Source organism: Leuconostoc sp. DB-1 (genome assembly GCF_013414845.1).
Taxonomy (GTDB): domain Bacteria; phylum Bacillota; class Bacilli; order Lactobacillales; family Lactobacillaceae; genus Leuconostoc; species Leuconostoc mesenteroides.
In genome coordinates, this window is record NZ_JABFNJ010000001.1 from 562,579 (window position 1) to 587,157 (window position 24,579).

At 37.2% G+C, this 24,579-nt stretch carries 16 protein-coding genes and 1 riboswitch; of the genes, 14 read left to right on the top strand and 2 right to left on the bottom strand.

What is annotated here, in order from left to right; genetic code table 11:
* Positions 1 to 43: 43 nt before the first annotated feature.
* The 3 genes from HFP47_RS02670 to HFP47_RS02680 are packed head-to-tail and all read left to right on the top strand — an operon-like array spanning position 44 to position 3,229.
* Positions 44 to 1,456: a deoxyribodipyrimidine photo-lyase gene (locus HFP47_RS02670; RefSeq protein WP_042251118.1), complete on the top strand. Its 1,413-nt coding sequence runs from the start codon at positions 44 to 46 to the stop codon at positions 1,454 to 1,456.
* A gap of 26 nt (positions 1,457 to 1,482) precedes the next feature.
* Positions 1,483 to 2,529, top strand: coding sequence for an ABC transporter permease (locus tag HFP47_RS02675; protein WP_115231057.1), 1,047 nt, complete (start codon positions 1,483 to 1,485; stop codon positions 2,527 to 2,529).
* Positions 2,530 to 2,533: 4 nt separating this feature from the next.
* On the top strand, positions 2,534 to 3,229 hold the full coding sequence (locus HFP47_RS02680; protein WP_042251123.1) for an ABC transporter ATP-binding protein: 696 nt from the start codon (positions 2,534 to 2,536) through the stop codon (positions 3,227 to 3,229).
* A 46-nt stretch (positions 3,230 to 3,275) separates the two neighbouring features.
* Here HFP47_RS02680 and HFP47_RS02685 read toward each other — a convergent pair whose 3' ends face one another.
* Positions 3,276 to 3,821, bottom strand: a complete 546-nt coding sequence (locus HFP47_RS02685; protein WP_042251128.1) for a TetR/AcrR family transcriptional regulator — start codon at positions 3,819 to 3,821, stop codon at positions 3,276 to 3,278.
* Between the two features lie 172 nt (positions 3,822 to 3,993).
* On the opposite strand from HFP47_RS02685, the gene HFP47_RS02690 reads away from it, so the two are divergent.
* Positions 3,994 to 7,578: an MMPL family transporter gene (locus tag HFP47_RS02690; protein ID WP_179875984.1), complete on the top strand. Its 3,585-nt coding sequence runs from the start codon at positions 3,994 to 3,996 to the stop codon at positions 7,576 to 7,578.
* A 406-nt stretch (positions 7,579 to 7,984) separates the two neighbouring features.
* The gene (locus HFP47_RS02695) at positions 7,985 to 8,416 is read left to right on the top strand and encodes a universal stress protein (RefSeq protein ID WP_011679591.1); all 432 of its coding nucleotides are present in this window, start codon (positions 7,985 to 7,987) and stop codon (positions 8,414 to 8,416) included.
* Between the two features lie 306 nt (positions 8,417 to 8,722).
* On the opposite strand, the gene HFP47_RS02700 is transcribed toward HFP47_RS02695, so the two are convergent.
* Positions 8,723 to 9,286: an Ltp family lipoprotein gene (locus HFP47_RS02700; RefSeq protein WP_179875985.1), complete on the bottom strand. Its 564-nt coding sequence runs from the start codon at positions 9,284 to 9,286 to the stop codon at positions 8,723 to 8,725.
* 289 nt (positions 9,287 to 9,575) lie between these two features.
* Between HFP47_RS02700 and gltB the strand changes: the two genes are divergently transcribed.
* From gltB to HFP47_RS02745, 9 genes are all read left to right on the top strand, one after another.
* Complete coding sequence (gene gltB, locus HFP47_RS02705) at positions 9,576 to 14,096, top strand: glutamate synthase large subunit (RefSeq protein ID WP_179875986.1); 4,521 nt, start codon at positions 9,576 to 9,578, stop codon at positions 14,094 to 14,096.
* A gap of 10 nt (positions 14,097 to 14,106) precedes the next feature.
* Complete coding sequence (locus HFP47_RS02710; RefSeq protein WP_179875987.1) at positions 14,107 to 15,561, top strand: glutamate synthase subunit beta; 1,455 nt, start codon at positions 14,107 to 14,109, stop codon at positions 15,559 to 15,561.
* 296 nt (positions 15,562 to 15,857) lie between these two features.
* Positions 15,858 to 16,763, top strand: coding sequence for a cation transporter (locus HFP47_RS02715; protein ID WP_179875988.1), 906 nt, complete (start codon positions 15,858 to 15,860; stop codon positions 16,761 to 16,763).
* Between the two features lie 19 nt (positions 16,764 to 16,782).
* Positions 16,783 to 17,742, top strand: a complete 960-nt coding sequence (locus tag HFP47_RS02720) for a dimethylarginine dimethylaminohydrolase family protein (protein ID WP_179875989.1) — start codon at positions 16,783 to 16,785, stop codon at positions 17,740 to 17,742.
* 121 nt (positions 17,743 to 17,863) lie between these two features.
* Positions 17,864 to 18,001, top strand: a riboswitch (FMN riboswitch).
* Between the two features lie 122 nt (positions 18,002 to 18,123).
* Complete coding sequence (ribD, locus tag HFP47_RS02725; protein ID WP_179875990.1) at positions 18,124 to 19,158, top strand: bifunctional diaminohydroxyphosphoribosylaminopyrimidine deaminase/5-amino-6-(5-phosphoribosylamino)uracil reductase RibD; 1,035 nt, start codon at positions 18,124 to 18,126, stop codon at positions 19,156 to 19,158.
* Positions 19,158 to 19,748, top strand: coding sequence for a riboflavin synthase (locus tag HFP47_RS02730; RefSeq protein WP_011679597.1), 591 nt, complete (start codon positions 19,158 to 19,160; stop codon positions 19,746 to 19,748). Before ribD ends, HFP47_RS02730 begins: the two co-directional genes overlap by 1 nt.
* A gap of 2 nt (positions 19,749 to 19,750) precedes the next feature.
* Positions 19,751 to 20,944: a GTP cyclohydrolase II gene (gene ribA, locus HFP47_RS02735; RefSeq protein WP_179875991.1), complete on the top strand. Its 1,194-nt coding sequence runs from the start codon at positions 19,751 to 19,753 to the stop codon at positions 20,942 to 20,944.
* 24 nt (positions 20,945 to 20,968) lie between these two features.
* Positions 20,969 to 21,439 (top strand): 6,7-dimethyl-8-ribityllumazine synthase, encoded by a 471-nt coding sequence (gene ribH, locus HFP47_RS02740; RefSeq protein WP_011679599.1) that lies wholly within the window; start codon positions 20,969 to 20,971, stop codon positions 21,437 to 21,439.
* A 436-nt stretch (positions 21,440 to 21,875) separates the two neighbouring features.
* Positions 21,876 to 24,515: a cation-translocating P-type ATPase gene (locus tag HFP47_RS02745; RefSeq protein ID WP_179875992.1), complete on the top strand. Its 2,640-nt coding sequence runs from the start codon at positions 21,876 to 21,878 to the stop codon at positions 24,513 to 24,515.
* Positions 24,516 to 24,579 lie beyond the last annotated feature (64 nt).

Sequence of the window (24,579 nt, forward strand, 5' to 3'; positions counted from 1 at the left end):
TTTGCCATAATTATTCGCAACCATAAAGAAGTAGGGGGATAGAATGGTATCTGTTATGTGGTTTCGCAGAGATCTTAGATTAGAGGATAATATTGCATTATTTAATGCATTGCGACATAGTAATGAAATTTTTTGTGTGTTTCATATCAATCCGGAACAAGTGACAGAAAAGAGTACTGTCAATCAGAGTGCTTTTTTTGCGAGTGTCTTGTATTTTAAAAACAAACTCAAAAAACAAGGTATTAATTTAAACATAATGTATGGTGATATTAATGACTGTTTTGCTTCTTTAAAACAGAAGTTGCCAGATTGGCATGACATCTTTTTTAATTTTGATGAAAGAGGTTTTGGGAGAAATAGGGATCAAAAAAGTGTAGCTTTTTTTGAGGATAAGTTAAAGGTTAAAGCACATCCTTATATTGATTATAATCTACACGGTGCCACCGAAGTAAAAAAGGATTCAGGGGCAGGGTACAAAGTATTTACCCCTTACTTTAAAAGGTGGATACGCCAAGAAAAGCCAGCACCAGTAAGCTATGTGATTGATAAACGAATCAAAAGCGCCCGATTACTTTTTCCAGAAAATGAGCAGCTACTAGAAACATTTATTGATGATCGTTTTTCTTTTATAAAAAAAGATTTAGGTAGTGAGACGGCCAAAAAGGTGCTCAATCGATTCATTAATGAAAGTTTAGATCAGTATGATGAGGAAAGAGACTTTCCGGCAAACGACAGCACAAGCCATTTGTCGCGATATTTGCGGACTGGAGAAATATCAATTCGAACAGTTTGGCGAGCAATTGATCAGTCTCCTGATAGTGATGGCAAAAGCACGTTTATGAAAGAGCTTTGCTGGCGTGACTTCTACAACATGATTTATGTGATGTACCCGAACCAAAATGTTGAATCGATTAATAAGGATTTTCGACATGTTGATTGGATAAACAATGAACAGCAATTTGAAGCCTGGCGGACAGGCCAAACTGGTTTTCCGATTGTAGACGCTGCTATGAGGCAATTAAATGCGACTGGATGGATGCATAATCGTTTAAGAATGATTGTCGCTTCATTTTTGACTAAAGATTTACTCATTGATTGGCGGTGGGGAGAGGCTTACTTTCACAATAAATTGCTAGATTATGATGCGGCAAGTAATATTGGCGGTTGGCAGTGGGCTGCTTCTACGGGAACAGATAGTGTTCCTTATTTTCGAATATTTAATCCTACTTTACAATCAAAAAAATTTGATTCAAATGGATTATTCATTAAAAAATATGTGCCAGAACTAAAGAATGTGGACAACAAAATGATTCATGAACCAGGAAAACTCTCGGAATCAGAACAGACACGATTTAATGTTAGAATAGGTCAGAACTATCCCTTTCCGATTGTGGATCATTCTTACGCAAGGAAACGCGCAATTAGCATTTATGAGAGCAGTAAAGATGTTAATTAAACAGTTAGAGAGGCAGGAGGCATATCATGTTTTTGGCATTAAGAGAAATCAGACATGAGAAATTACGTTATAGTTTAATTGTTACGTTAATACTTTTTATTAGCTATTTAGTTTTTATTCTAAATGGTCTTGCTACAGGCTTGTCTGATTTAAACAAGTCAGCAATTACGCAATGGCAGGCATCAAAGATACTATTAGACAAAGATGCTGAAGGACGGTTGACACAGTCATTTCTGGATAGTGATGATCAAAAGAAGGTTAGTGGGCAAGGAACTGCAATTAGCCAGTACAGCACACTAGTTAAGAACAGCCATGCTGATAAAACTAACGCACAAATTTTGGCAATTAAAAGCGATGGCTTTATCTATAAAAACATAAAAATTATATCTGGGCATCGTTTTACTGGAGATAATACGGCGACCGTATCTGATGAATTAAAAAAATCAGGGTTTAAAATCGGGGATGAGATTACCATAGCTAACAGTGACGCGAAGTTGAAGATTGTTGGCTTTACTTCGAATGCATCCCTGAACGTGGCTCCGGTTATTTATACGTCTTTTCAAACTTTAAAGAAAATTAACCAGGCTCCCGTCAACGCGTTAGTGTTTAATAAAAAGATCACAGGCGACGCTCACTTTAAGAATAGCAAGTTGTACACGATAAATAGTTTTATTGAAAAGTTACCGGGTTATCAAGCCCAGCAGTTAACCTTTAAATTTATGATTGGTTTTCTTTTTGTGATTGTTTTGATTGTTATTTCAATCTTCTTATACATCTTGACAATTCAAAAATTACCTAATTTTGGTGTTATGAAAGCGCAGGGTATTTCTACTAAATATCTGGTATTAAACACCCTCACACAAACATTTTTAATGGCAGTGGTGGGTATCGTGCTGGCAATTATTTTTACAATTATAACTTCTTACGTTCTCCCTAGCGAGGTGCCAATAGCCATTTCAACCACGCAAGTGGTTGCCACAAGTTTTGGTATTTTGATTATGTCGTTACTTGGTTCCTTATTACCAATCAGGCAAATCATTAAAGTAGATCCATTTGAAATGATTGGAGGTTAATACTATGTCACGCTTAGAGTTTGAAAATGTTAGTAAAAAATATGGCACCGGAACAAGTGAATTTTTGGCTTTGGATAATGTTAATTTCAGTGCTGACTCCCAGCAATTAATATTAGTTGTTGGTCCTTCAGGTTCTGGGAAAACAACCTTTTTAACAATTGCTGGTGGATTGCAATCCCCCACATCCGGTACGGTGAAAATTAATGATGAAATAATCGGCGAGTTATCGAGAAAAGAGCAGTCAGATCTCCGATTAAATACGGTAGGGTTTATTTTGCAATCTTATAACCTAGTACCTTACCTAACGGTTAATGAGCAATTTGAACTAGTGAATAAAGTGAAAGAACAACATTTATCTCATGAAGCGTTTCGTACTGTTTTAAAAACATTAGCTATCGAGGACTTGGGAGCAAAGTATCCTAACGAACTCTCTGGTGGTCAAAGACAACGTGTTGCTATTGCGCGGGCCTTGTATGCTGATCCGGAATATATTTTAGCCGATGAACCAACTGCTTCATTGGATACAGCCCGGTCCAAAGAAGTTATGTCGCTATTACGTGAATTAGCCCATAAGAATGATAAAACAATTATTGTTGTTACCCATGATTTACGTTTGAAGGAAGAGGTGGATAAAGTTTATCAAATTATTGATGGTAAAATGTCCAAAATTGATGATGGTAAATTCAGTGAGATATATTAAAAAACCTACGTGATTCACGTAGGTTTTTTTATTAGAGAAGGAAAATTTAAGACTGATAACACCATTTGTTGAAATAAGATGTGAGCGTCTTAGGCGACTCTTTCATGTCACTTTTTATCCAATGTCTGATCATACCAACAACTCCGTTCAACGTATACTCGTATAGAAATTGCTTTTCACTCATTGATAGTGTGTCGTCGTCTGGAACTAGCTGGTTAAAAAACTTCTGTTTTGTGGTAGATAAAATATTTGCTAAAAAGTCTTGATCTTCAGTCAAAATAAAATTGAAAACTTTATTATTTTTTTTAACTAGTTCAAATATGGCTTGCAATAAAACTTCCACAGAATCAGTTTGTTTATCATTCTCAAGTATAGAAAAAAGTTCATCAGCAGTTTCTTTTTCCATATGATTCATGCAATCAGCAACATCAACAAAATGAGCATAAAATGTCCCACGATTAATATCAGCAGTTTTACAAATATCTGTCACAGATATATTGTTGATATTTTTATCGCTCATTAGGTGGATTAGAGCATCTTGTATGTTTTTTTTCGTTAACTGTGCACGTCTGTTATTTTTGGTACCAACCATTTTATTTCTCCGATTCATTAGTAAGAAATACCATCAATATATTATAGCAATAAATAATAACCAGTTGATATGAAATTAAGATATGATATAATATTTTTCGTACACTATGTTGTTTTAATAACACAGTGTACGAAAAATACACTGGAGGAATAGACGGTTGAAGAGAAAAAGAATGTTTCTCATACAAGCTGTTATTTGGCTAATTATTATGATTTCGGCAGTCATATGGTTGCCAAACACAAGTCAGCTCATCAAGGAGAAAGGGGATACGAATCTGCCAAGGGCTGTCAAAAGTGAGGTAGCGCAGAAAATTCAAGACAATTGGGGCAGAGGTCAAGACAATACGCGACAAGTAATCGTTGTTTTCAACAATGGTCATGAAAAAATAACTGCTGATCAGGGAAAAAACATTGCGAAAACAGTTGATCACCTGAAGAAGAATAAATCTACCTATCATATCAAGTCAATTTTAGCGCCAGAAGATAGTTCTGAAGCTCAAGCGCAATTGCTTTCCAAAGATAAGACAACAGAATTAGTTCAGTTAACCGTGGATAAAAAGCAATCTGTCAGTCAAATGACACAAACTTTAACCAAGCAAGCTAAAACTGATGGTGTTAAAACCTACATAACAGGTAGTGACATTCTTGAAGATGACTTCTCTGAAGAAATTGAAAAGGGATTACATAAAACAGAATGGATAACGGTTGTATTTATTTTCTTAGTGTTAATGGTTGTCTTTAGATCAGTTATCACGCCGATTGTATCACTATTCTCTGTGTGGGTTGCATTTATTACCTCATTGAGCGTTGTTATGAATTTGGTGGATAAGTTTAATTTTCCCCTTTCAAACTTCACGCAGGTATTTATGGTTGTTGTTTTGTTCGGAATAGGGACTGATTATAATATACTTTTATTTGATCAGTTTAAGGAAGAACTGAATGCAGGATATGAAAAAGTAGAAGCGACCAAACGTGCTTTGAAAACGGCTGGCAGAACAATCTTGTACAGCGGCATTTCTGTGCTGATTGGTTTTGCTACGCTGGAGCTGGCAAAGTTTTCAATTTATAAGTCAGCAGTAGGCGTTTCAATAGCGGTTGCTGTATTGTTGCTTGTACTATTAACCTTGAACCCATTCTTTATGGCTGTATTTGGTAAATACTTGTTTTGGCCAAGTAAACGGTTTGGTGAGACTTCCGAAAGCAAGTTATGGCAAGGCATAGCTAAAAAGTCCATCAAGTATCCTTTGATTGCTTTATTGACTGTGATTTTAATGGCTATACCGCTCTTTGTCAGTCACAATAGTCAATTAAACTATGACACATTAACAGAGTTAGGTGAGGATATTCCTGCTAAAAAAGGATTTAAAGTAGTTCAAAAACATTTTTCAGCAGGAACTGCAGAACCTTCGACACTATATATAAAGTCAAAGAATAGGTTAGACAATGAAGCAAGTCTTCAGACTATTGATAGTTTGGCAGACAAACTAAAAAAGACCAAAGGTGTTAAGACAGTTACGTCAGCCACACGTCCTGGTGGATCCAAAATAAAAGAGTTATATGTGCGTAATCAATTGGGTAGTGTTACTGATGGTTTGAAAAGTGCAATTTCTGGTACAAAGACTATTGGTAATGGTTTGAGTGATGCAAGTAATCAGCTATCAACTAGTAATATTAACGAGGGGGTTGATGGGGCCAAGCAATTAGCAGATGGTTCCGCAGAACTAAAGAGTGGTAGTGCACAACTAAGCTCAGGTGCAAATGATTTGAATACCGGTATAGGTACGCTATCTTCTGGCACGTCCGGGTTGGCTGAGGGGTTGGCAACTTTGGATAGTAATAGGGCGGTCATTCAATCAGGAGTTGGTACACTGAATACTGGTGTAAGTAGTTTAAACAGTGGTTCTGCACAAATTACAGATGGACTAAAGCAATTAGAATCAGAACTGAGTGCACAATCTGGCAATAATGTAGCGGGTCAACAGAGTCAGATTAATGAATTGAAGGAAAGCTTACAAAGTTTGAATGAATCCATGGCATCATTATCTAAAAGCTCAGACAATAGTGATAGTCTATCCAAACTTAACAATACTTCTAGTCTGCTAACGACATCTAGTGCTAACGTACAGGAAGATGCAAGTGATTTGAAAAGTTCATTAAATACAGCTTTGAATAGTAATAGTTCACTCAATGTGCTTTCTGAAAATGATATTAATAATATTATTAGTAGCATTAATAGTAAGTCATCATTAAGTAATGAGCAGCAAGCTGCATTAAGATCAGCATTACAAGAACAATCAAAATCCATCAATGCACAAATCAGTTCAGCACAAAGTACTAACAAAAATAATATTGCTGCAGCAAGTACAGCTGCGCAAAAATTAGAAAATGACATGTCTGCTTTTCAACAAACAGGCAATGCACTTACTGAAGAATTAAGTAATTTGAAGGCTTTTGCTGAACAAATGTCTAACTTAGGTGCTTTAGCAACCAGCTCAATTAAAGCCAATACTGCTTCAATTGCAGCATCAGATAAACTCAGTGAAGCTATTTCTGGTACACAGCAAATACTGACGGCATTAAGGGGAACAAATGGTCAAGCTGGATTAGTAAATGGTTCACAACAATTAACAGAAGGATTGTCACAATTAAATACCGGTGTATCAGATATGCAGAGTCAAATGCATACATATACAAATGGTGTTTCTAGTGCTTCTTCTGGTGCAACGGCAGTTAATAATGGTGTTGCAGAAATCAAGTCGGGTAGTCAGCGTTTAGCCGATAATCAAAGCCAATTAACTTCTGGTATTGATGCACTTAATAGTGGTCAACAAACGATGTATAATTCACTGAAAGGTACGGTTGGACAAGTTCAATCACTACAAGAGGGATTAAAAGAGGCGAGCCAAGGATCAACCCAAATCAGCGGTGGTTTAGAATCAGCAAATGATTATTTGATTGGCTTGAAAGAATCTTCAGCAGCTAATACTTACTATGTACCGAAAAATGTATTGCATGGAAAAGCATATAAATCGTCTTTAGATGCATACATGTCTGAAAATAAGAAAGCAACCAGCTTGAATATTGTTCTAGATAGTAACCCGAATTCTGAAAAAGCAATGAAGAAGGTTTCTCAGTTACAAAGTCAAGTTGAGGGCGCCTTGAAAGAAACAGGATTAGCTAACGCAATTGCTGCAATTGGTGGGCAAACTTCGAGAACAAATGATACAAGAACAATTGCTTCGGCAGACTTCATTAGAACAGGCATTATAATGGTCGTTGGTATACTGATTGCGTTAATCTTTATTACCAAATCCTTCTTACAACCGTTATATATTATGGGAACCTTGCTGGTATCTTATGTCATGGCATTGAGCCTTACTCAGATTACAAGTCTTATCTTTCTCAAGCAAGATATGCTTTCTTGGACGACACCATTTTTTGCATTTATTATGTTACTAGCGCTGGGTGTTGATTATAGTATTTTCTTGATGATGAAATATCGTGATCTGCAAAAAGAAATACCATCAGCTAGAGATAGAATACTCAGAGCTACTGGGATAATTGGTGTTGTTGTATTGTCTGCCGCACTCATTTTAGGTGGTACTTTCGCCGCATTGATACCTTCTGATGTATTAACTTTGATTCAGGTGGCAATTACAGTAATCTTTGGATTAATAATATTAATTATCGTATTACCAATTGTGATACCAAGTATGATTTCTTTGACATATCCTATTAAAAGTATGAAACGTCATTGATGGCTTACTGAATTGTTACAAAAGGATAGTTGTGTGTAAAGCACAGCTTTTTTGTTAAAATAAATTGTAAGCGCTTGCAATTCGACGGAAGGTGTTGTATACTTTAGACATAGATTAGAAGAAGTCCTGTAGCAACGCAGTTGCTAGACTTATTTCACGTAAGTGGTATAAATGGATTTCGGCTAATCCAGGAGACAACCTGCTCGTTGTTTATATTATGAAGTTAAGTGAATGCTACGTGCATGATGTTAATTGATTAGTTTAAGCAGAATAATAATTATTTGGTCAAGTGAAAGCCTTGGGGAATATTGTTAGAGAGTGGGTTGTTTTTTATTGTTTAAAGTATTCTTACGCTTAAGGCAGCGTTAAGATTGGCCACCTTATGTTTATTGGAAAGGAAATGCTCATGATTAATACAATTGTTGTTGCGACTGATGGTAGTGAGGCAGCTATGAGAGCTGTGGAGTACAGCACCCAGTTAGCTAAAAAATTTAATGCAAAGATAGAAATTGTTAGTGTCATTCAATACTCTACTGTTGCCTATCATGATGGTAGCCAGATTTTTTACGCCTCGATGACAGATAGCTTAACAAAGTTAGCATCAGATAATCTTTCCAAAGCAGCATCTGTTGTTGAACCTGCTGGTGTACCATTTGACACACATATCTTTAAAGGGGATGCTCGTTTCGTTTTGGTTAACGAGGTCATAGAAAATTATAATCCAGACCTGATTGTAATGGGAAAAACAGGTACAACTGTCTTGACACGAATGTTTATTGGTTCTACTGCACGTTATGTATCTGAACGTGCGGATACAAATGTCTTGCTTGTAAAATAATTGTAGTTTATAAAAAACATCTAATTATGCAAATTAGGTGTTTTTTTGATGTTTAAACTCGCAGAAATTTAACTATTTATGATGATGCATCCAGAACAAATAGCCACCCATAATAACTAGTATTGCTGTAAGTAGCGTATAAATAAGGATGTAAATATATCTGATGTGTGACACAATGTAATTTAAAAAATGGGCCATATTTTATCTCGCTTATTAGTATTTTTATTGTAAGTCTATGATGATTGATATGTACGCCCAATAAAGGGCATTTAATTATTGCGGAAGATTTTCGATAGCATAATCAGCCTATTCTTGGGTAAACTTTTCTCCAGCATCTGATGTTAATTGATCACGAATTGATTCAGGAGACATATCCATTTCTTGGTAAGATTTTGCAGACTCAAGAGCATTTTTGTTCCAATCAGTTTTCACATTATCAATAGCATATTGTGCTGCTTCAGGAGAAAATTTTTCTCCAGCGTCTGCTGTTAACTGATCATATAATCCTGCCTTTGACATATGCATTGTGTTAGCATATGTATCCGCACTATTAAGAGCTGACTTGTATTCTCTAGGAATATTAGTAGAGTTTGAATTACTTTCTGATGATTGAGCTTCACTAGAACTACTGGTTTCAGTAGTAGTAGATTTTTCTTCCGAGCTCGATAAGCTATCTTCTGATGAACTTGAACCACTTACTTTTGAATCCTTACTGGAAGAATTCGCTGAATTTGAATTATTATTGCTACCTGGTCTTGATAAGGCAATACAAATTAGAATAATAGTTAAGATGATAAACCAAATTCGCTTATAAAAAGGCTTCTTCTGTATATATACTTTACCATCTTCTCCGACAATTTTTTTACTCATGTTACTCTCTCCTCAGTCTTTTAACGTGGTTACTTGGCACGTAATAAAATCTCTCAATTTATCTCTATGTACTCAATACTTTCATTCTATCAATAGAAAAATAAAAAGCAAAAGAACTGCATAAGATATTAAAAAACTAGTTATCATATCAACGTTTATGAGTAATTTATTCCAAAATTATATCAAAAGATTAAAAAATAAGAGTATAATTATAAAAAGTTTTAATTTTTTCCGTTTTGTGTTCAATATATGGGCAGCTTAAATTAAGATGAAATGTGGGTAAAAAAGAATGAAACAATCAAAACTTCGTGAGCAAATGGTGAAAAACGCGCCGCTTTGGGATGAGTCTCTCGAGCACGATGCCTGCGGTATGGGATTTATTGCGCAACGTTATGGGCAATCTTCTCATGAACTTGTTGAACGCGCTATTACATTATTAACGCGAATGAATCATCGAGGTGGCACAGGATCAGAGCCAGATACAGGGGATGGTGCAGGTCTATTGATGTCAATTCCTGACAAATTTTTTAGAAAAGTAGCAAGAATAGAGGGTATTACTTTACCACAATCAGGTGAATATGCTGTGGCAATGCTTTTTTTGCCGTTTGATACTGTGGCTAAGAATAAGGTTTTAGATAAAATAATTACTGAAATCAGTGCAGATGGTTTTGAGTACATTTTTGATCGAGATGTACCGTTTGATTTTGATGCTTGTGGTCCTACTGCGCAACAGGCTATGCCTGGATTTCGACAGATATTTATTAAGAAACCGCAGCATGTTGCTCTAGGAAGGGGTTTTGATGACGCGTTGTATACACTACGCCGTCATTTAGAAGATACGATTTCAGACGAAGATATGTATATTGTTTCGTTATCGGCTAAAACGATTACCTATAAGGGGATGCTTCATGCTTACCAAGTTGGGCAGTTCTTTTTGGATTTACACGATGAAGATGTTGAGGCCAAAATAGCGCTAACTCATTCACGTTTTTCAACTAATACTTTCCCATCTTGGGACCGTGCACAGCCATTTCGTTTTTTGGCACATAATGGTGAGATTAATACTTTGCAAGGTGACGTTAATTGGATGAAAACGCATGGGGTTGCGATTTATAATGAAGAAAATTCCGACTCAGCCATGATGGAAAATACAATGGAACACTTGTATCGACATGGTCGCTCAATACCGCAAGCCCTATTAATGCTGGTGCCAGAAGCACATTCAAAAGAAGCGAATGTGTCAGATGAGTTGGCTGCCTTTACAGAATATAATGAATCATTTATGGCACCTTGGGACGGTCCAGCCGCTGTTGTTTTTACTGATGGAAACATTGTCGGTGCAAGATTGGATCGTAATGGGTTACGACCTTCACGTTATTTGGTGACGGACGACGGGTATGTTATTTTATCTTCTGAATCTGGGGTGGTTGATGTGCCCGCTAATTCAATTATCGAAAAAGGAGTGCTTGGACCGGCAAACATGATTCTTGTAGATACGACGACGGGAACCTTTACAAGGAATGAGGAATTGAAGCATCATTTTGCGACGCGATATCCTTATCGACAATGGCTCGATGAATACCAAGAAACATTGCAAGACCTACCAAATCAAAATTTATTAGAACAACGTTTAAATGATAAAGAACGGCTGACTCTTTTTAAACGCTTCGGATATACCCAAGAAGTGATTGATGGTGCAGTTTTGAAAATGGCTAATACTGGGCAAGAACCAACGGTTGCCATGGGTTATGACTCACCATTGGCAATCTTATCAGACAGGCCACAAGGATTATTTACTTTTTTTAAACAACAATTTGCGCAAGTGACCAACCCGCCAATTGATGCACTTCGTGAGCATTTAGTCATTGCAACACAAATGTATTTAGGCAGAGAAGTTGATTTTCAACGAGATTTACCAGAAAATGCTAGCAAGTTAAAAATTGACTCACCAATTCTTTCACCGGCTGATTTTGCTAAAATTGCACATATTTCCAATTTTAAACAAAAGGTTGCGCTTATCAAGCTGGCTTATAACTTAACCGGACTAGCAAATGGGCGATTGGAGCGTGCTCTAATTGGAATTAATCAGCAAGCCGATGCAGCGATTGCTTCTGGCGCAACAATTTTGATTCTATCTGATCGTGAGGTAACCAAAAATCAACTGACTGTACCGGCTCTTCTAGCTGTGTCCTCACTAAAAAATTATTTGGCGGCCAACGGAAACGCCACAAATGCTTCCATTGTATTAAACACTGCGGAAGCAATTGAAACCCATCATTTTGCAACGTTGGTTGGGTACGGTGCAGCCGCGATATATCCGCGTGGTGCTTACAGAATTTTAGAAGCATACGATATGAATGATGCAGCACATCAAGAAAACTATCGTGTAGCTGCTGAAAAAGGTATCGTTAAGATTATGGCCAAAATGGGTATTTCTACGATTCAAGGCTATTATGGAGCACAATTATTCGAAGCAATTGGTTTATCAAAAAATGTAGTTGATACCTACTTTACTGGTACACATTCACGAATTGGTGGTTTAGACTTAAATCAAATTGAGGAAGAATACTTAAAACGCTATACAACAGCGTATGACGAATCTCAAGACGACCCAATTCCTTCAGGTGGTGCTTATTCACTACGAGAAGATGGTGAATACCATCTATACAATCAAATGATGATGTATAAATTTCAAACGGCGGTTCGGACTGGAAATGAAGAACTCTTCAAGGAGTATGTGGCTGACATTCATGAAGCGGAGCATGAACATCCTGGCACTATCCGGTCAATGTGGGAGATTGTGCCTAATCGTCAACCCATTGACATTCATGAAGTAGAGCGTATTGAAAATATAGTGAAGCGATTTAAGGTTGGTGCCATGTCATTTGGTGCATTATCTCAAGAGGCTCATGAAACGATAGCTGAGGCAATGAACCGATTAGGCGCTAAGTCAAATTCTGGTGAAGGTGGTGAGAATAGGAAACGTTTTCACACAATTAAAAATTCTAAAATTAAGCAGGTTGCTTCCTCACGTTTTGGTGTTAACGCAGAATACTTGATGTCAGCCGAAGAAATTCAAATCAAAATGGCGAAAGGGGCCAAGCCTGGCGAAGGTGGACAACTAGCTGGAAATAAAGTATTTCCATGGATTGCCGAAACACGTGGTTCAACACCAGGGGTACGCTTAATTTCTCCGCCACCACATCACGATATCTATTCGATTGAGGATTTAAAGCAGTTAATATTTGACTTGAAAGCGGTTAACCCATATGCCAAAATCAATGTTAAATTAGTTTCCTCAACAGGTGTTGGTACGATTGCAACTGGTGCGGTGAAAGCTGGTGCTGATACGGTGACCGTTTCTGGATATGATGGTGGCACAGGGGCGGCGCCACGAAATTCGATTCGTGATGCTGGATTACCATGGGAATTAGGGTTAGCTGAAACACACCAAATTCTATCCGCTAATAAATTACGTCAGCGAATGACTTTAGAAACTGATGGCAAACTGTTGACTGGTAGAGATATAGCTATTGCCGCTATGCTTGGTGCGGAAGAGTTTTCATTTGCAACCTTATCAATGGTGGCTATAGGCTGTATTATGATGCGTGTTTGCCATTTAAATACTTGTCCAGTGGGCATTACTTCTCAAAATCCATTATTGCGTTCACGTTTCCAGGGAAAACCGGAAGATATCATAAATATGATGACCTTTTTGGCACAAGATTTACGCGAGTTAATGGCTGAATTAGGGTTCCGCACCTTGGAAGAAATGGTCGGACATACAGAACTGTTAAAAACTCGCTTTACGACGAACAAAAAGTATAAGTCACTTGATTTTTCGAACATGATTGGGCAAGTAATTCCAATAGCACGAAAAACAAAAGATCCATTCATTGCTAAGCGACAATGGCCAGAATTAGATATGGCTGCCAAAGCGGCCATTGATAATAAACAAACATTAACGATGTCTGCACCAATTGATAATGTATCACGTGCTGTTGGCGCTCGGATGGGTGGTTGGATAGCAGAGCGTTATGGAAATACCAAATTATCACCAGGACTCCTTAGATATACGTATACTGGCTCTGCAGGGCAGTCTTTTGCAGCCTATACGACACAAGGTATGGAGCTTAAGGTCATTGGAGAAGCCAATGATTATGTTGGTAAGTCATTATCAGGTGCGCGTTTAATTGTAACGCCACCAAAAGATGCAGGATACGATACGAATAATTCACCAATTATCGGTAATGTTGCTTGTTTTGGTGGATTTGCTGGTGAGGCATATTTCCATGGCCGCGCGGGTGAGCGATTCTTTGTTCGCAACTCTGGCGTTTGTGGTGTTGTTGAAGGCGTTGGGGATCACGGTTGCGAATATATGACGGGTGGCGTTGCTGTCATTCTGGGTAAAATTGGTCGTAATTTTGCTGCTGGTATGTCGGGTGGTATTGCTTATATTTATGATCCAGATCATCAAGCGGCTGCTAATATTAATCTGGAAATGGTTGATCTTTTTGAGATAAATCAAACACATGGAGACGACGTATTGTATAGTTTACTTCAATCACATGCAGCGTACACTGACTCACAAAAAGCTAAAGATATTTTAGCGCATTTTGAGGATGAAAAGGCTAATTTTATTAAAGTATATCCAACCGAATATCATCAGGTTTTAAACATTATGAATAAATATGAAACCGAAGGATTTAGTGGATTGACTAAGGAACTCAAGGCTTTTAATGAACTGATGCCAGAATATGAACGAGTACCAGAAACTGAAGAAGAATTAGGAACATTATTATCGAAATGAGGTAATTATAATGGCTGATCCATTTGGCTTTCTCAAATATGAACGTGTTGATAATCCTTATCGTAAAATTAATGAACGTATTAAGGATTTCAATTACATGGCAGAACCACTAGCGTTTGATCAACGAGTCGAACAAGCTGCTCGATGTATGAACTGTGGTGTTCCTTATTGTCATATTGGTGCGTTGTACGGCAATAAAAGTAAACAAATGAGTGGTTGTCCAAACGACAATCTAATTCCGGAATGGAATGACCTCTTGTATCGAAAAGAGCTCCATCAAGCTTGGTTAAGATTGGCAAAAACAAATCCAATTCCTGAGTTTACTGGAAAAGTTTGTCCTGCGCCATGCGAAGTGTCGTGTAATGAGTTTTTGAATGGTGCAGGTGTGACAATCAAAGACAATGAAGATTTTATTGTTGAATATGCTTTTGCGCATGGCTGGGTAGTTCCAGAAGGATTACCAGAACAGCGAACTGGTAAAAAAATTGCAGTCATCGGCTCCGGGCCAGCAGGGATTACAGCAGCTTGGCGCTTAAATCAATTGGGCCATGAGGTCACTATTTTTGAAAAAGATGAACGTTTAGGTGGCCTTTTAATGTATGGCATTCCAAACATGAAATTAGAAAAGTGGGTTGTTGATCGTCGTTTTAAAGTCATGTCAGAAGTCGGTATCAAATTTAAAGTTAATACAACGATTGGAGAGGATATTACTAAGGAACAATTAGACGCTGATTTTGATAAAGTCATTGTTGCTACTGGCGCATCGGTTGCACGAGATGTAGATGTACCCGGACGTGATTTGAAAGGAATTGATTTTGCACTACCATTTCTAAGCCAGGCAACCAAAAATGTATTAAAAAACGGTACGACTACATTTGAAAAAACATTATCTAATCAGCAGGTGATTGTGATTGGTTCTGGTGACACGGCGACAGATTGTATTGCAACAGCGATTCGGCTAGGTGCAGAAAATGTAACACAGTTTGATTATCATACTGAAAAGCCGACAGATCGTACGACACCTTGGCCGGAATATCCATGGCAAAAGCAAATTAGTTATGGGCAGGCGGAAGCCATGGACACAGTTAACCAGGAATTAATACCTTATCAAACGCAAACAGTAGAATTTTTAGGTAATTCATTTGGAGAAGTAACTGGCGTTCGAACTGTTTTGATTGATGCCAATAAGCAAGTGATTTCGAATTCGGAAAAAGACTATTCTGCTGATTTGGTATTGGTTGCAGTAGGATTTACAGGTCTCAATACGAAAATATTAAATGATTTGGATATTACTCGCCTGAATGTCATGGGGACAACAAACCAAGAGAATTATATGGTAGCGGGTGATGCTAATACTGGTGCTAATTTGGTTATCACTGCTATTCATGACGCTCGTTTAGTGGCCGAGTTGGTTGATGCAAAACTTCAAAGTTTTGCTGATCGTTTTTCAGTTAAAGTAAATTAGCTAACGAATTAAAAATATTTTTCTTGTAAGCATTATTTTGATAGAATAATGCTTTTTTGAGTGTTCTTTATATCATTTTAAATAGATGTTGCATCTAAAATCTATTGACAGGTTAAGTGAATTACTGTAAAGTTATTAACTAAGGTAATTACTTTAGTTAATCAAATGCGCAGAAAGAGGTATCGAATCCTAATTCAATTATATAAGATTCTATTTTAAAATAGTCAGCAATTGTGTAGAAGTGCATAGGCAGTTCGCGAAGCGAGAAAACAATTAAATTAATACGGAAAAATATTATGACTCAAAAAAAGATTGAGCAACGTGCATTTATGGTCGGACTTGCGATGAATTTGCTGATGGGCAGTTTGGGAATTGTTGTTTATTATATTACCCAGATTCAAGCGTTGTTCGTAGATAGTTACTTTACAATAATAACACTGGTTTCTGGAATCGCTGCAATTACGATTTCAAAGTATAGTGCCAGAACAAGTGAGCGTTTTCCAAATGGTCACTTCATGTTTGAACCAATGTATGCTGCTTTTAAATCAATGATGACACTGATCTTGTTAACGACCTCCACTATTCAAGTAAGTCAAAAAGCATATCAATATTTCGTTTACCATAAAGGGGATGTATTAAACTTAACGCCGATCATTCCATATGAAATCATTATGGTCATATTATGTTTAACGATATCTTTGTCTTATAGTCGGCAAAATCGAAAAATTGGTCGTGCTAGTACGATGCTATCTGCAGAATCCAAAAGTACGCGAACTGATTCAATCATGTGTGGGGGGATTGGGTTAGCAGCCTTTCTAGTTTTATTGATTCCAAAAAATTCAATCCTAGGGTTCTTGCTATACACGGGTGATTTCTTTGTGACGGTAATACTAGTCTTATTTTCAATTACAACGCCGGTTAAAGTACTAAAAAATGCATTCATTGAAATCTGTGGCGGCCGGTTAATTGATGAAAACATTCAGAATGAATTTGAAGCATGCCTTAGAAAACACTTTGGAAAAGAAGTCATATTAACTGGCTGTCATATTTATAAAACGGGCATGTATTTTTCAGTTAAGGTGATGATTGATGTTGTCGATGACGAAATTGGGACAGGATTGTTACGTGATAAAAAAGTCCGTATTTTAGAAGAACTTAAAGCATGTTATGAGTTTGTACATTTAGAGTTTGTGTATGCTTAAAAGAAAAAGGGGAAATCAAATGAAAATCAATGTTTATAACGAATATGATCCATTAAAAGAAGTCATTATTGGGGATGCAACAAAGCTATATTTTCCAGATACGCATGAAATAGAGCAGGAAGAACATACTGCAAAATGGAAACAATTTATGACAAAACATATTTATACTCTTTTGCGAGGTAAAAAAGTTCCGAGTTTCCTTGCTAAAAAATTTCAACGAGAATTAGCAGAATTCCAACGAATTTTGGAAACACATGGTGTCAAGGTACACCATGTTGATTCGGTAACCCCAACAAAGCTAGATCCCTATGGAATGGGGCAAATGTATGCACGAGATAGTGCTATGAGCGTTGGAGAACATTTTATTGAAGGAAATGTTCAAATTGAAATGCGAAAAATTGAACGACGTGGGTATCAAAGAATTGTTGCAGCTATTAACGATAAGAATCAGGTGCACACGTTAAATCAAAAGGATAAAATATATCTGGAGGGTGGTGACGTTATCGTTAACTATCCTTATGTATTCGTCGGCATTGGTAAATATGCTAGTAATGAAGCTGGTGCAAAATGGCTACAAAGTATTTTAGACAAGGACTATGAGAATGAAATCGTCGATAAACCGTGGAAAGTAGTACCAGTGTATTTGAATGATGATGCAATTTTGCACTTGGATTGTTGTATGACCATTATTGGTCCAAAAACTGCTATTATCCATAAACCTGTCTTAAAAGACTTACCGAAAAAACTGGTCGATTATAAATTTATTGATATCGATGCAAAAACCAGAAAAGAGATGGGTGGGAATGTTTTAGTTATTGGGCCTAAAAAAGTTATTGTGCAAAAAAGACATACAGCGTTGCAAGAGGCTTTAAAAAATGAAGATTATACGGTCATCCCTATCGTGTTTACATGGCATTCACTATTAGACGGTGCACTAAGATGTGCATCATGCCCGTTAGTGAGAGAAAAAAATGAGTAAAAAGGGCGTTTAGGGCGACTTTTTACTTTTTTGCTGTCTACAGAATAAGAATTAAAAAGCGTAAAAAATATTTTTGATTGACATTGTAGAATTCTAATGATAAATTAGTTTTGTTAAATAATTTAATCTTCGGGGCAGGGTGTAATTCCCGACCGACGGTGATGGTGAATAACCTCAGTCCGTGACCCGCGATATTTTCGCGGTTGACACAGTGAAATTCTGTGACCGACAGTTAAAGTCTGGATGGGAGAAGATTTGAAATAGTTTAGACGATGCTTTTTTAGATTGTCTAGGTTTTTTGAATTAATCTAAACTACTATAAACCCGATGTGTATTTTTAACGCATCGGGTTTTTTGTCCTGAAAAATTCAGGAGGTAAGTATGAATGATTTAACATGGATGAAGCTCGCTGCAGATGAGGCAATTCGAGCAATGCCGTATCAAACTTTTGAAAATCCTAGGGTTGGTGCAGTAATTGTTAAAGATGGTCAGGTTATCGCGACAGGATATCATGAAAAGTTTGGTGAAGCGCATGCTGAAATAAATGCTTTTAATCGTGTCAAAAACAAGACCGACATTTTAGGTGCTACGCTTTATGTCACTTTGGAGCCGTGTTCCACGCAGGGGAAAGTAGGCTCTTGTGCAGTTCAAATTCAAAATTGGGGACTGAAGCGTGTGGTTGTTGGTAGCATTGATCCGAATCCGTCAACAAATGGAACAGGAATTAAAATGCTAAGATCAGCTGGTATCACTGTCGATGTTTTGAATATAGTTGAAAATAAAGAGATCAACCCTGCATTTCATTATTTTTATACCACACGATTACCATATGTTCAGTTGAAACTTGCCATGTCTCAAAACGGATCTGTTGCTGAGAAATTTGGAAAACGAAAAAAATTGACTGATGAGCTAGCTGATGCTGATGTACACCGAGAGCGTGCAACTAGAAGTGCAATAATGATTGGCAGCGAGACCATGATCACAGATCAACCAATGTTAACTGTACGGCACATCAATATCAGTCATAAACAACCATTGAGAGTTGTTATTGATCGTCGTGGACGGTTGCAAAATACAAACTTTGATTTTTCAAATAATTGGCTGATATATACAGAAAATGTTCTATTTTCAAAACAGCATTCTTATGTCAAATTAATGTCTGGTGCGCTCAAAGATATATTAATAGATTTAGCCAAACAAAATATTCAATCTGTGATGGTTGAAGGCGGACCAAGTTTGATTCACTCATTTTTGAAAGAAAACTTGTGGCAGGAAATGCTAATTTATACAACAGATAAAGTATTATCTAAAGATAGTCTGAAAGGAATATCTGTTAGCCAAAAGCCTAAAAATGAAGTGCAAGTTGGCAATGCTGTCAAAAAAGTCTATATCAATCATCAAGGGGGAAAGCAATAATGTTTACAGGTATTACACAAGAAGTTGGTCGTTTAATAAGCATTTATCAGCGTAATGACAAAGAAATGCGCTTAAAAATTGCTGCATCCGAGGACTATTTTTCTGATAGCAGAGTAGGCGATAGCATTATGGTTGATGGCGTTTGTTTAACAATTAATCAGCTAGAATCAAATTATGCTGAATTCGATATTATGGTACCGACTTTTGAAACGACCATTGTTAAATTCTATCAAGTTGGGCAAAAAGTAAACTTGGAGAAAGCACTTTTAGTTTCCAACCGATTTGATGGTCACTTTGTTCTAGGTCATGTAGATCAGACAGCTGAAGTAGTCAAAAAAGAGTACAGTGAAGAAACCACATTGTTAACTTTTAAATTAGCAGACCGTCAACAAATAAATCAAATCGTCAATAAAGGTTCAGTTACTATTTCAGGTGTGAGCCTAACCATTGTTCAAGCGAGAGAAGATGTATTTCAAGTTGGTCTAATACCACTTACATTAACCAAGACAACTTTGGGATTATTGCATGAGCGAGATTTGGTAAATGTTGAAACCGATATTTTGGCGAAATATTTAATGAAAGGAAAGTAATAATGACAAGTAGTACAGAAAAAGTTAAAACAGCAGTTAAAGAGTTGAAAAAGGGTAAGCTGATTATTTTGAGCGATGACAAAAAAAGAGAACATGAAGGAGATTTGGTCGGTTTAGCATCATTTGTGACGGCAGCTACGGTCAATGAAGCCCTTTCAATTGCAAGGGGTGTTCTAGCTGTACCAATCACTAAATCTCGTGCTGATGAACTCGGGTTAGACCAAATGACGACGCATAATTCTGAAAAATTTGGGACAAAGTTCACTGTGAGCGTTGATCATATTGACAGCACGACGGGTGTTTCTGCGTATGAACGTGCTGCCACAATCAAAAATTTAGCTAATCTAAGTACAACATCTGTTGACTTTGAGACGCCCGGTCATATTTTCCCATTAGTCGCTGAAGATGGTGGCGTATTGACAAGACAGGGACATACAGAAGGGGCTGTTGAGTTAGCTAAAATAGCTGGTGTGCCGCCTGTGGCGTATATAATAGAAATTTTGGCACAAGACGGAACAATGGCTCGAGAAAAAGAACTTAAAGAATTAGCGAAAAAACACGATATATTTCAATTATCAATGCAGGATCTAATTAATTACCGTGAAGACCAAAAAAAAGCAGGTATTGATGAGGGACCAACGGTATATTTACCAACTCAATACGGTGATTTTCATTTGACGGAGTTTAGCGTGAATGATGAAGAAAAATCTGATTTGCTTATTCAAAGCAGTCGTAGTTTTGATCAAATTCCCTTAGTTCGCTTACACTCCGAGTGTTTAACCGGCGAAATATTTGGTTCACAACGTTGTGAATGCGGTCCTCAACTGAGAGAAGCGCTCAAAACAATAAATAAGCAAGGTGGGGCTCTTGTTTATCTTCGTCAAGAAGGTCGTGGTATTGGACTTCATGAAAAACTAAAAAGTTATGTGTTGCAAGAAAATAAGTTTGATACGTATGATGCGAATGTTCACTTAGGGCATTTGCCGGATGAACGGGACTATAAAAAGGCTGCCAAAATTTTGAAAATATCAGGATTAACCAAAATTCGCTTATTAACGAATAATCCGGATAAAGTACAGTCGTTAATTGACGAAGGTATTGAGGTTATTGAACAGGTACCCTTAATTACGGGCATTAATGATAAGAATGAACAATATATGCAAACAAAAAAGGAAAAATTTAATCACAAGCTGTGATTGACATTAAGAAGGTAAATAAAAATGATTTATAAAGCTAAGTTAATTGATCAAACAAATAAAAAAATTGCAATTGTGGCCAGCAAGTTTAATGATTTAATTGTTAAACAACTTATTTCTGGCGCGCAAGAATCTCTAGAAATGCATGGTATTGATGAGAGTAATATTGATATTATTTGGGTACCAGGAGCTTTGGAAATTCCAATGGTTGCGAAAAGAATAGCGCAGGTTCAAAAATATGATGGTATTGTAACACTAGGTGCTGTAATAAAAGGAGACACAGATCATTATGACCTTGTTATTAATGGTGTTGCTAACGGCATTTCTCAAATAAGTTTAAGTACAGATGTACCAATTGTTTTTGGGGTGTTGACTACAGATACTTTAGAGCAAGCACAGCAACGGTCAGGTGCCAAATCAGGAAACAAAGGGGCCGAAGTTGCACTCAGTTTGTTGGAGCTTATTAATATCTTTGAGCAAATAAAATCCATTTGATAAGCGTTTCTCATATTGCGGATATTGTTTTCATTTTCTATTCTTTTTTGTTTACGTATAATACAGCGTTTGTTCAGTTATGTTACAATAGAAGTATCATACTAATTAGATAAGAATAATCATTTTTATTCTTCTTTTATCATATTCTCATATATCATGAGAGAATAAATTTTGACAGCGAAGAGCGTAACTGAGTTACGTAGAGACATACAATGACTAATTTAAGATGGAAATGATTCATTTTTATCTATAAAGCGCAATGATCAATCAAGTGAGTGTTAGGGACTTCGCTTGAATTGATCATTATTGTTGCGCTTGTTCTTGAATAGTATGCAACTGCCAACATGAACACGCTGGGAAAAACGTGTCGTGGCCACATTTTATCATGTGGTTTTATAATCTTTCCATAAGCAGTAAACAAAAAGGAGGACACTAAATGGAAGCATTCCGAAGAGGTGTTAAGGAAACAATCGCATCGCATCACGTTGATATGGGGAAAGGCTTAGATGCTGAGCAAGTTTCTAAAAATCGTGAAGAATATGGTGCCAACGTTTTTGTAGCTGAAAAAAAAGTTTCATTATTGAAAAAAATCTTAATCAGCCTAAATGATGTTGCTACAATTATCTTGCTAATTGCGGCAGTTATTTCGTTTGTTGCTACATACTTAGAAGATACTGGGAACTATTTTGAAAGTCTCTTAATTATTGGTATTGTCGTTATTAATTCGGTCTTATCAATTGTTCAGGAAGGAAAAGCTGAAGATTCATTAGCAGCCTTGCAAAATCTCAATCGAACGCAAGTTAAAGTTTTACGTGATGGACAGATAGAACAGATTGACGCGGATGATGTTGTGCTTGGTGATGTATTGGTTGTCGAAAATGGTAGCGCAATCGCCGCTGATGCCCGGTTAATTGAGGCTATTGAGCTTCAAGCTGAAGAGTCTGCTTTAACAGGTGAAAGTTTGCCGGTTGAAAAGAATGCAGATGCCACGTTTAAACTAGACGATGAAGTTGGTCTTGGAGAACGAATTACGATGGTATATCGTGGGACGACGATTGTTAATGGTCATGGACGAGCAATTGTTACAGCCGTTGGTATGCAGACTGAAATGGGTAAAATTGCAAGTCTACTTAGTAATGAGTCAAAAATTCCACTAACACCATTGCAACGACGTCTAGTTCAATTAGGAAAAAATATCTCTTGGGTAGCTATAGGTGCCGCAGTGGTTGTGCTTGGGCTAGGTATTTACCAGGGCATGGATTTGAAGCATATCTTTTTGACAGCAATTTCGCTGGCCGTTGCGGTTGTTCCAGAAACATTAGCAGTAATTGTTACAATGACGCTGGCGCTTGGCGTCCAACGAATCGCACAAAAGCATGCGATTATTCGACGGTTACCAGCAGTAGAAACCTTGGGAACAACGAATGTTATTGCTTCCGATAAAACGGGTACATTAACGCAAAATAAGATGACTGTTCGAAGGGTGTGGCAAGATGAACAGGATCATTTGACCAATATTGCAGATGGATTGGACGATGCTACTAAGGAAGTGTTATCTTTGGCAGCCATATCAACCAATGTTTCGGTTAAAACTGTTGAGGGACAGACTGTTTATGATGGTCTACCAACAGAAGTAGCGTTAGTAAGAGCTATTGATAAAGAAGCGACACGGGAAGAGTTGTTAGAAAAGTATCCGCTAGTCGAACAGATACCGTTTAATTCGACGAAAAAAAGAATGACCACCGTCCATAAGCAACCAGAAGGTGGCTATATTGCGATTACCAAAGGTGCATTTGATGTTTTGCTTCCAATGATTAAGCATGGAAATCGTGATAAAGCTGAAAGTGTTAACAAAACTTTCGGTGGACAGGCATTACGTGTTCTGACGATTGCTAAAAGAACATTTGATGTTATGCCGGAAGCGCCAACACAAGAATTTTATGAACAAGATTTGACCTTGGTGGGGCTAGTTGGTATTATCGATCCGCCACGCCCAGAATCGGCACCAGCAGTTGAAAAGGCTCGTCTTGCAGGTGTTAGAACAATTATGATTACCGGAGATCACGTTGAAACGGCTAGTGCAATTGCACGTGAAATTGGCATTTTACGTAATGGGGATCAAACAATTACAGGTTCAGAGTTAGCTAAATTATCAGACAAAGAGCTAGATGGTAATGTCCACAAGTACAGCGTATATGCCCGTGTAACACCAACTGACAAAATTAGAATTATTAAATCATGGCAACGTCAAGATGCAACCATTGCGATGACTGGAGATGGTGTCAACGATGCTCCAGCATTAAAAGCAGCAGATGTTGGTATTTCGATGGGTGAGACAGGGACAGATGTTGCCCGTGAAGCTTCGGACATCATTTTGACAGACGATAATTTTGCGACGATTATTAATGCTATTTCTGAAGGACGTGGTGTTTATGTTAAAGTTCGAAAGACAATTAATTTCTTATTAAGTGCCAATATATCCGAGTTATTAGTGATCTTGATAGCCATGTTGCTGGGGTGGGGCTCGCCATTGCTACCCGTACATCTGTTGTTCATTAACCTGGTATCAGATGGTTTGCCAGGATTTGCTCTTAGTCGTGAGCCAATGTTAACCAACGTTATGAACGAACCGCCGATGCCTAAAAATACTAAGTTATTTGCACAAGGGTTAGGTCGTCAAATCGGCTTAAATGCTGCTTTATTTGCGATTGTTACCTTGGCAGCTATATGGGTTGGGCAAAATGTTGTCTTTGGTGGTTTGCAAGCTAACGAACAAATTGGTCAAACAATGGCTTTCACCATTCTGTCATTGACTTCTATATTCCACGTGTTCAATATTCGTTCAGAAAAGACGCTTTTTGCTATTAGTTATCGTGCGAATCCTTCGTTAGTTAACATGGCAATTTTAGCGACAGTAATTACCTTGGTGATTACGTTAATACCATTTACACAGACGTTATTTGGTTTAACGGCGCTTTCATTAGGACATTGGATTGTGATTATAGTTCTTTCTTTAGCACCTACAATCGTTATTGAGTTGTTGAAGTATGTACGCCCAACATTGTTTAAAGTGTGATAAATGAAAAAGCTTTGTCCTTGAGACAAAGCTTTTTTGTTATATATTTTAAACCTATTTATGA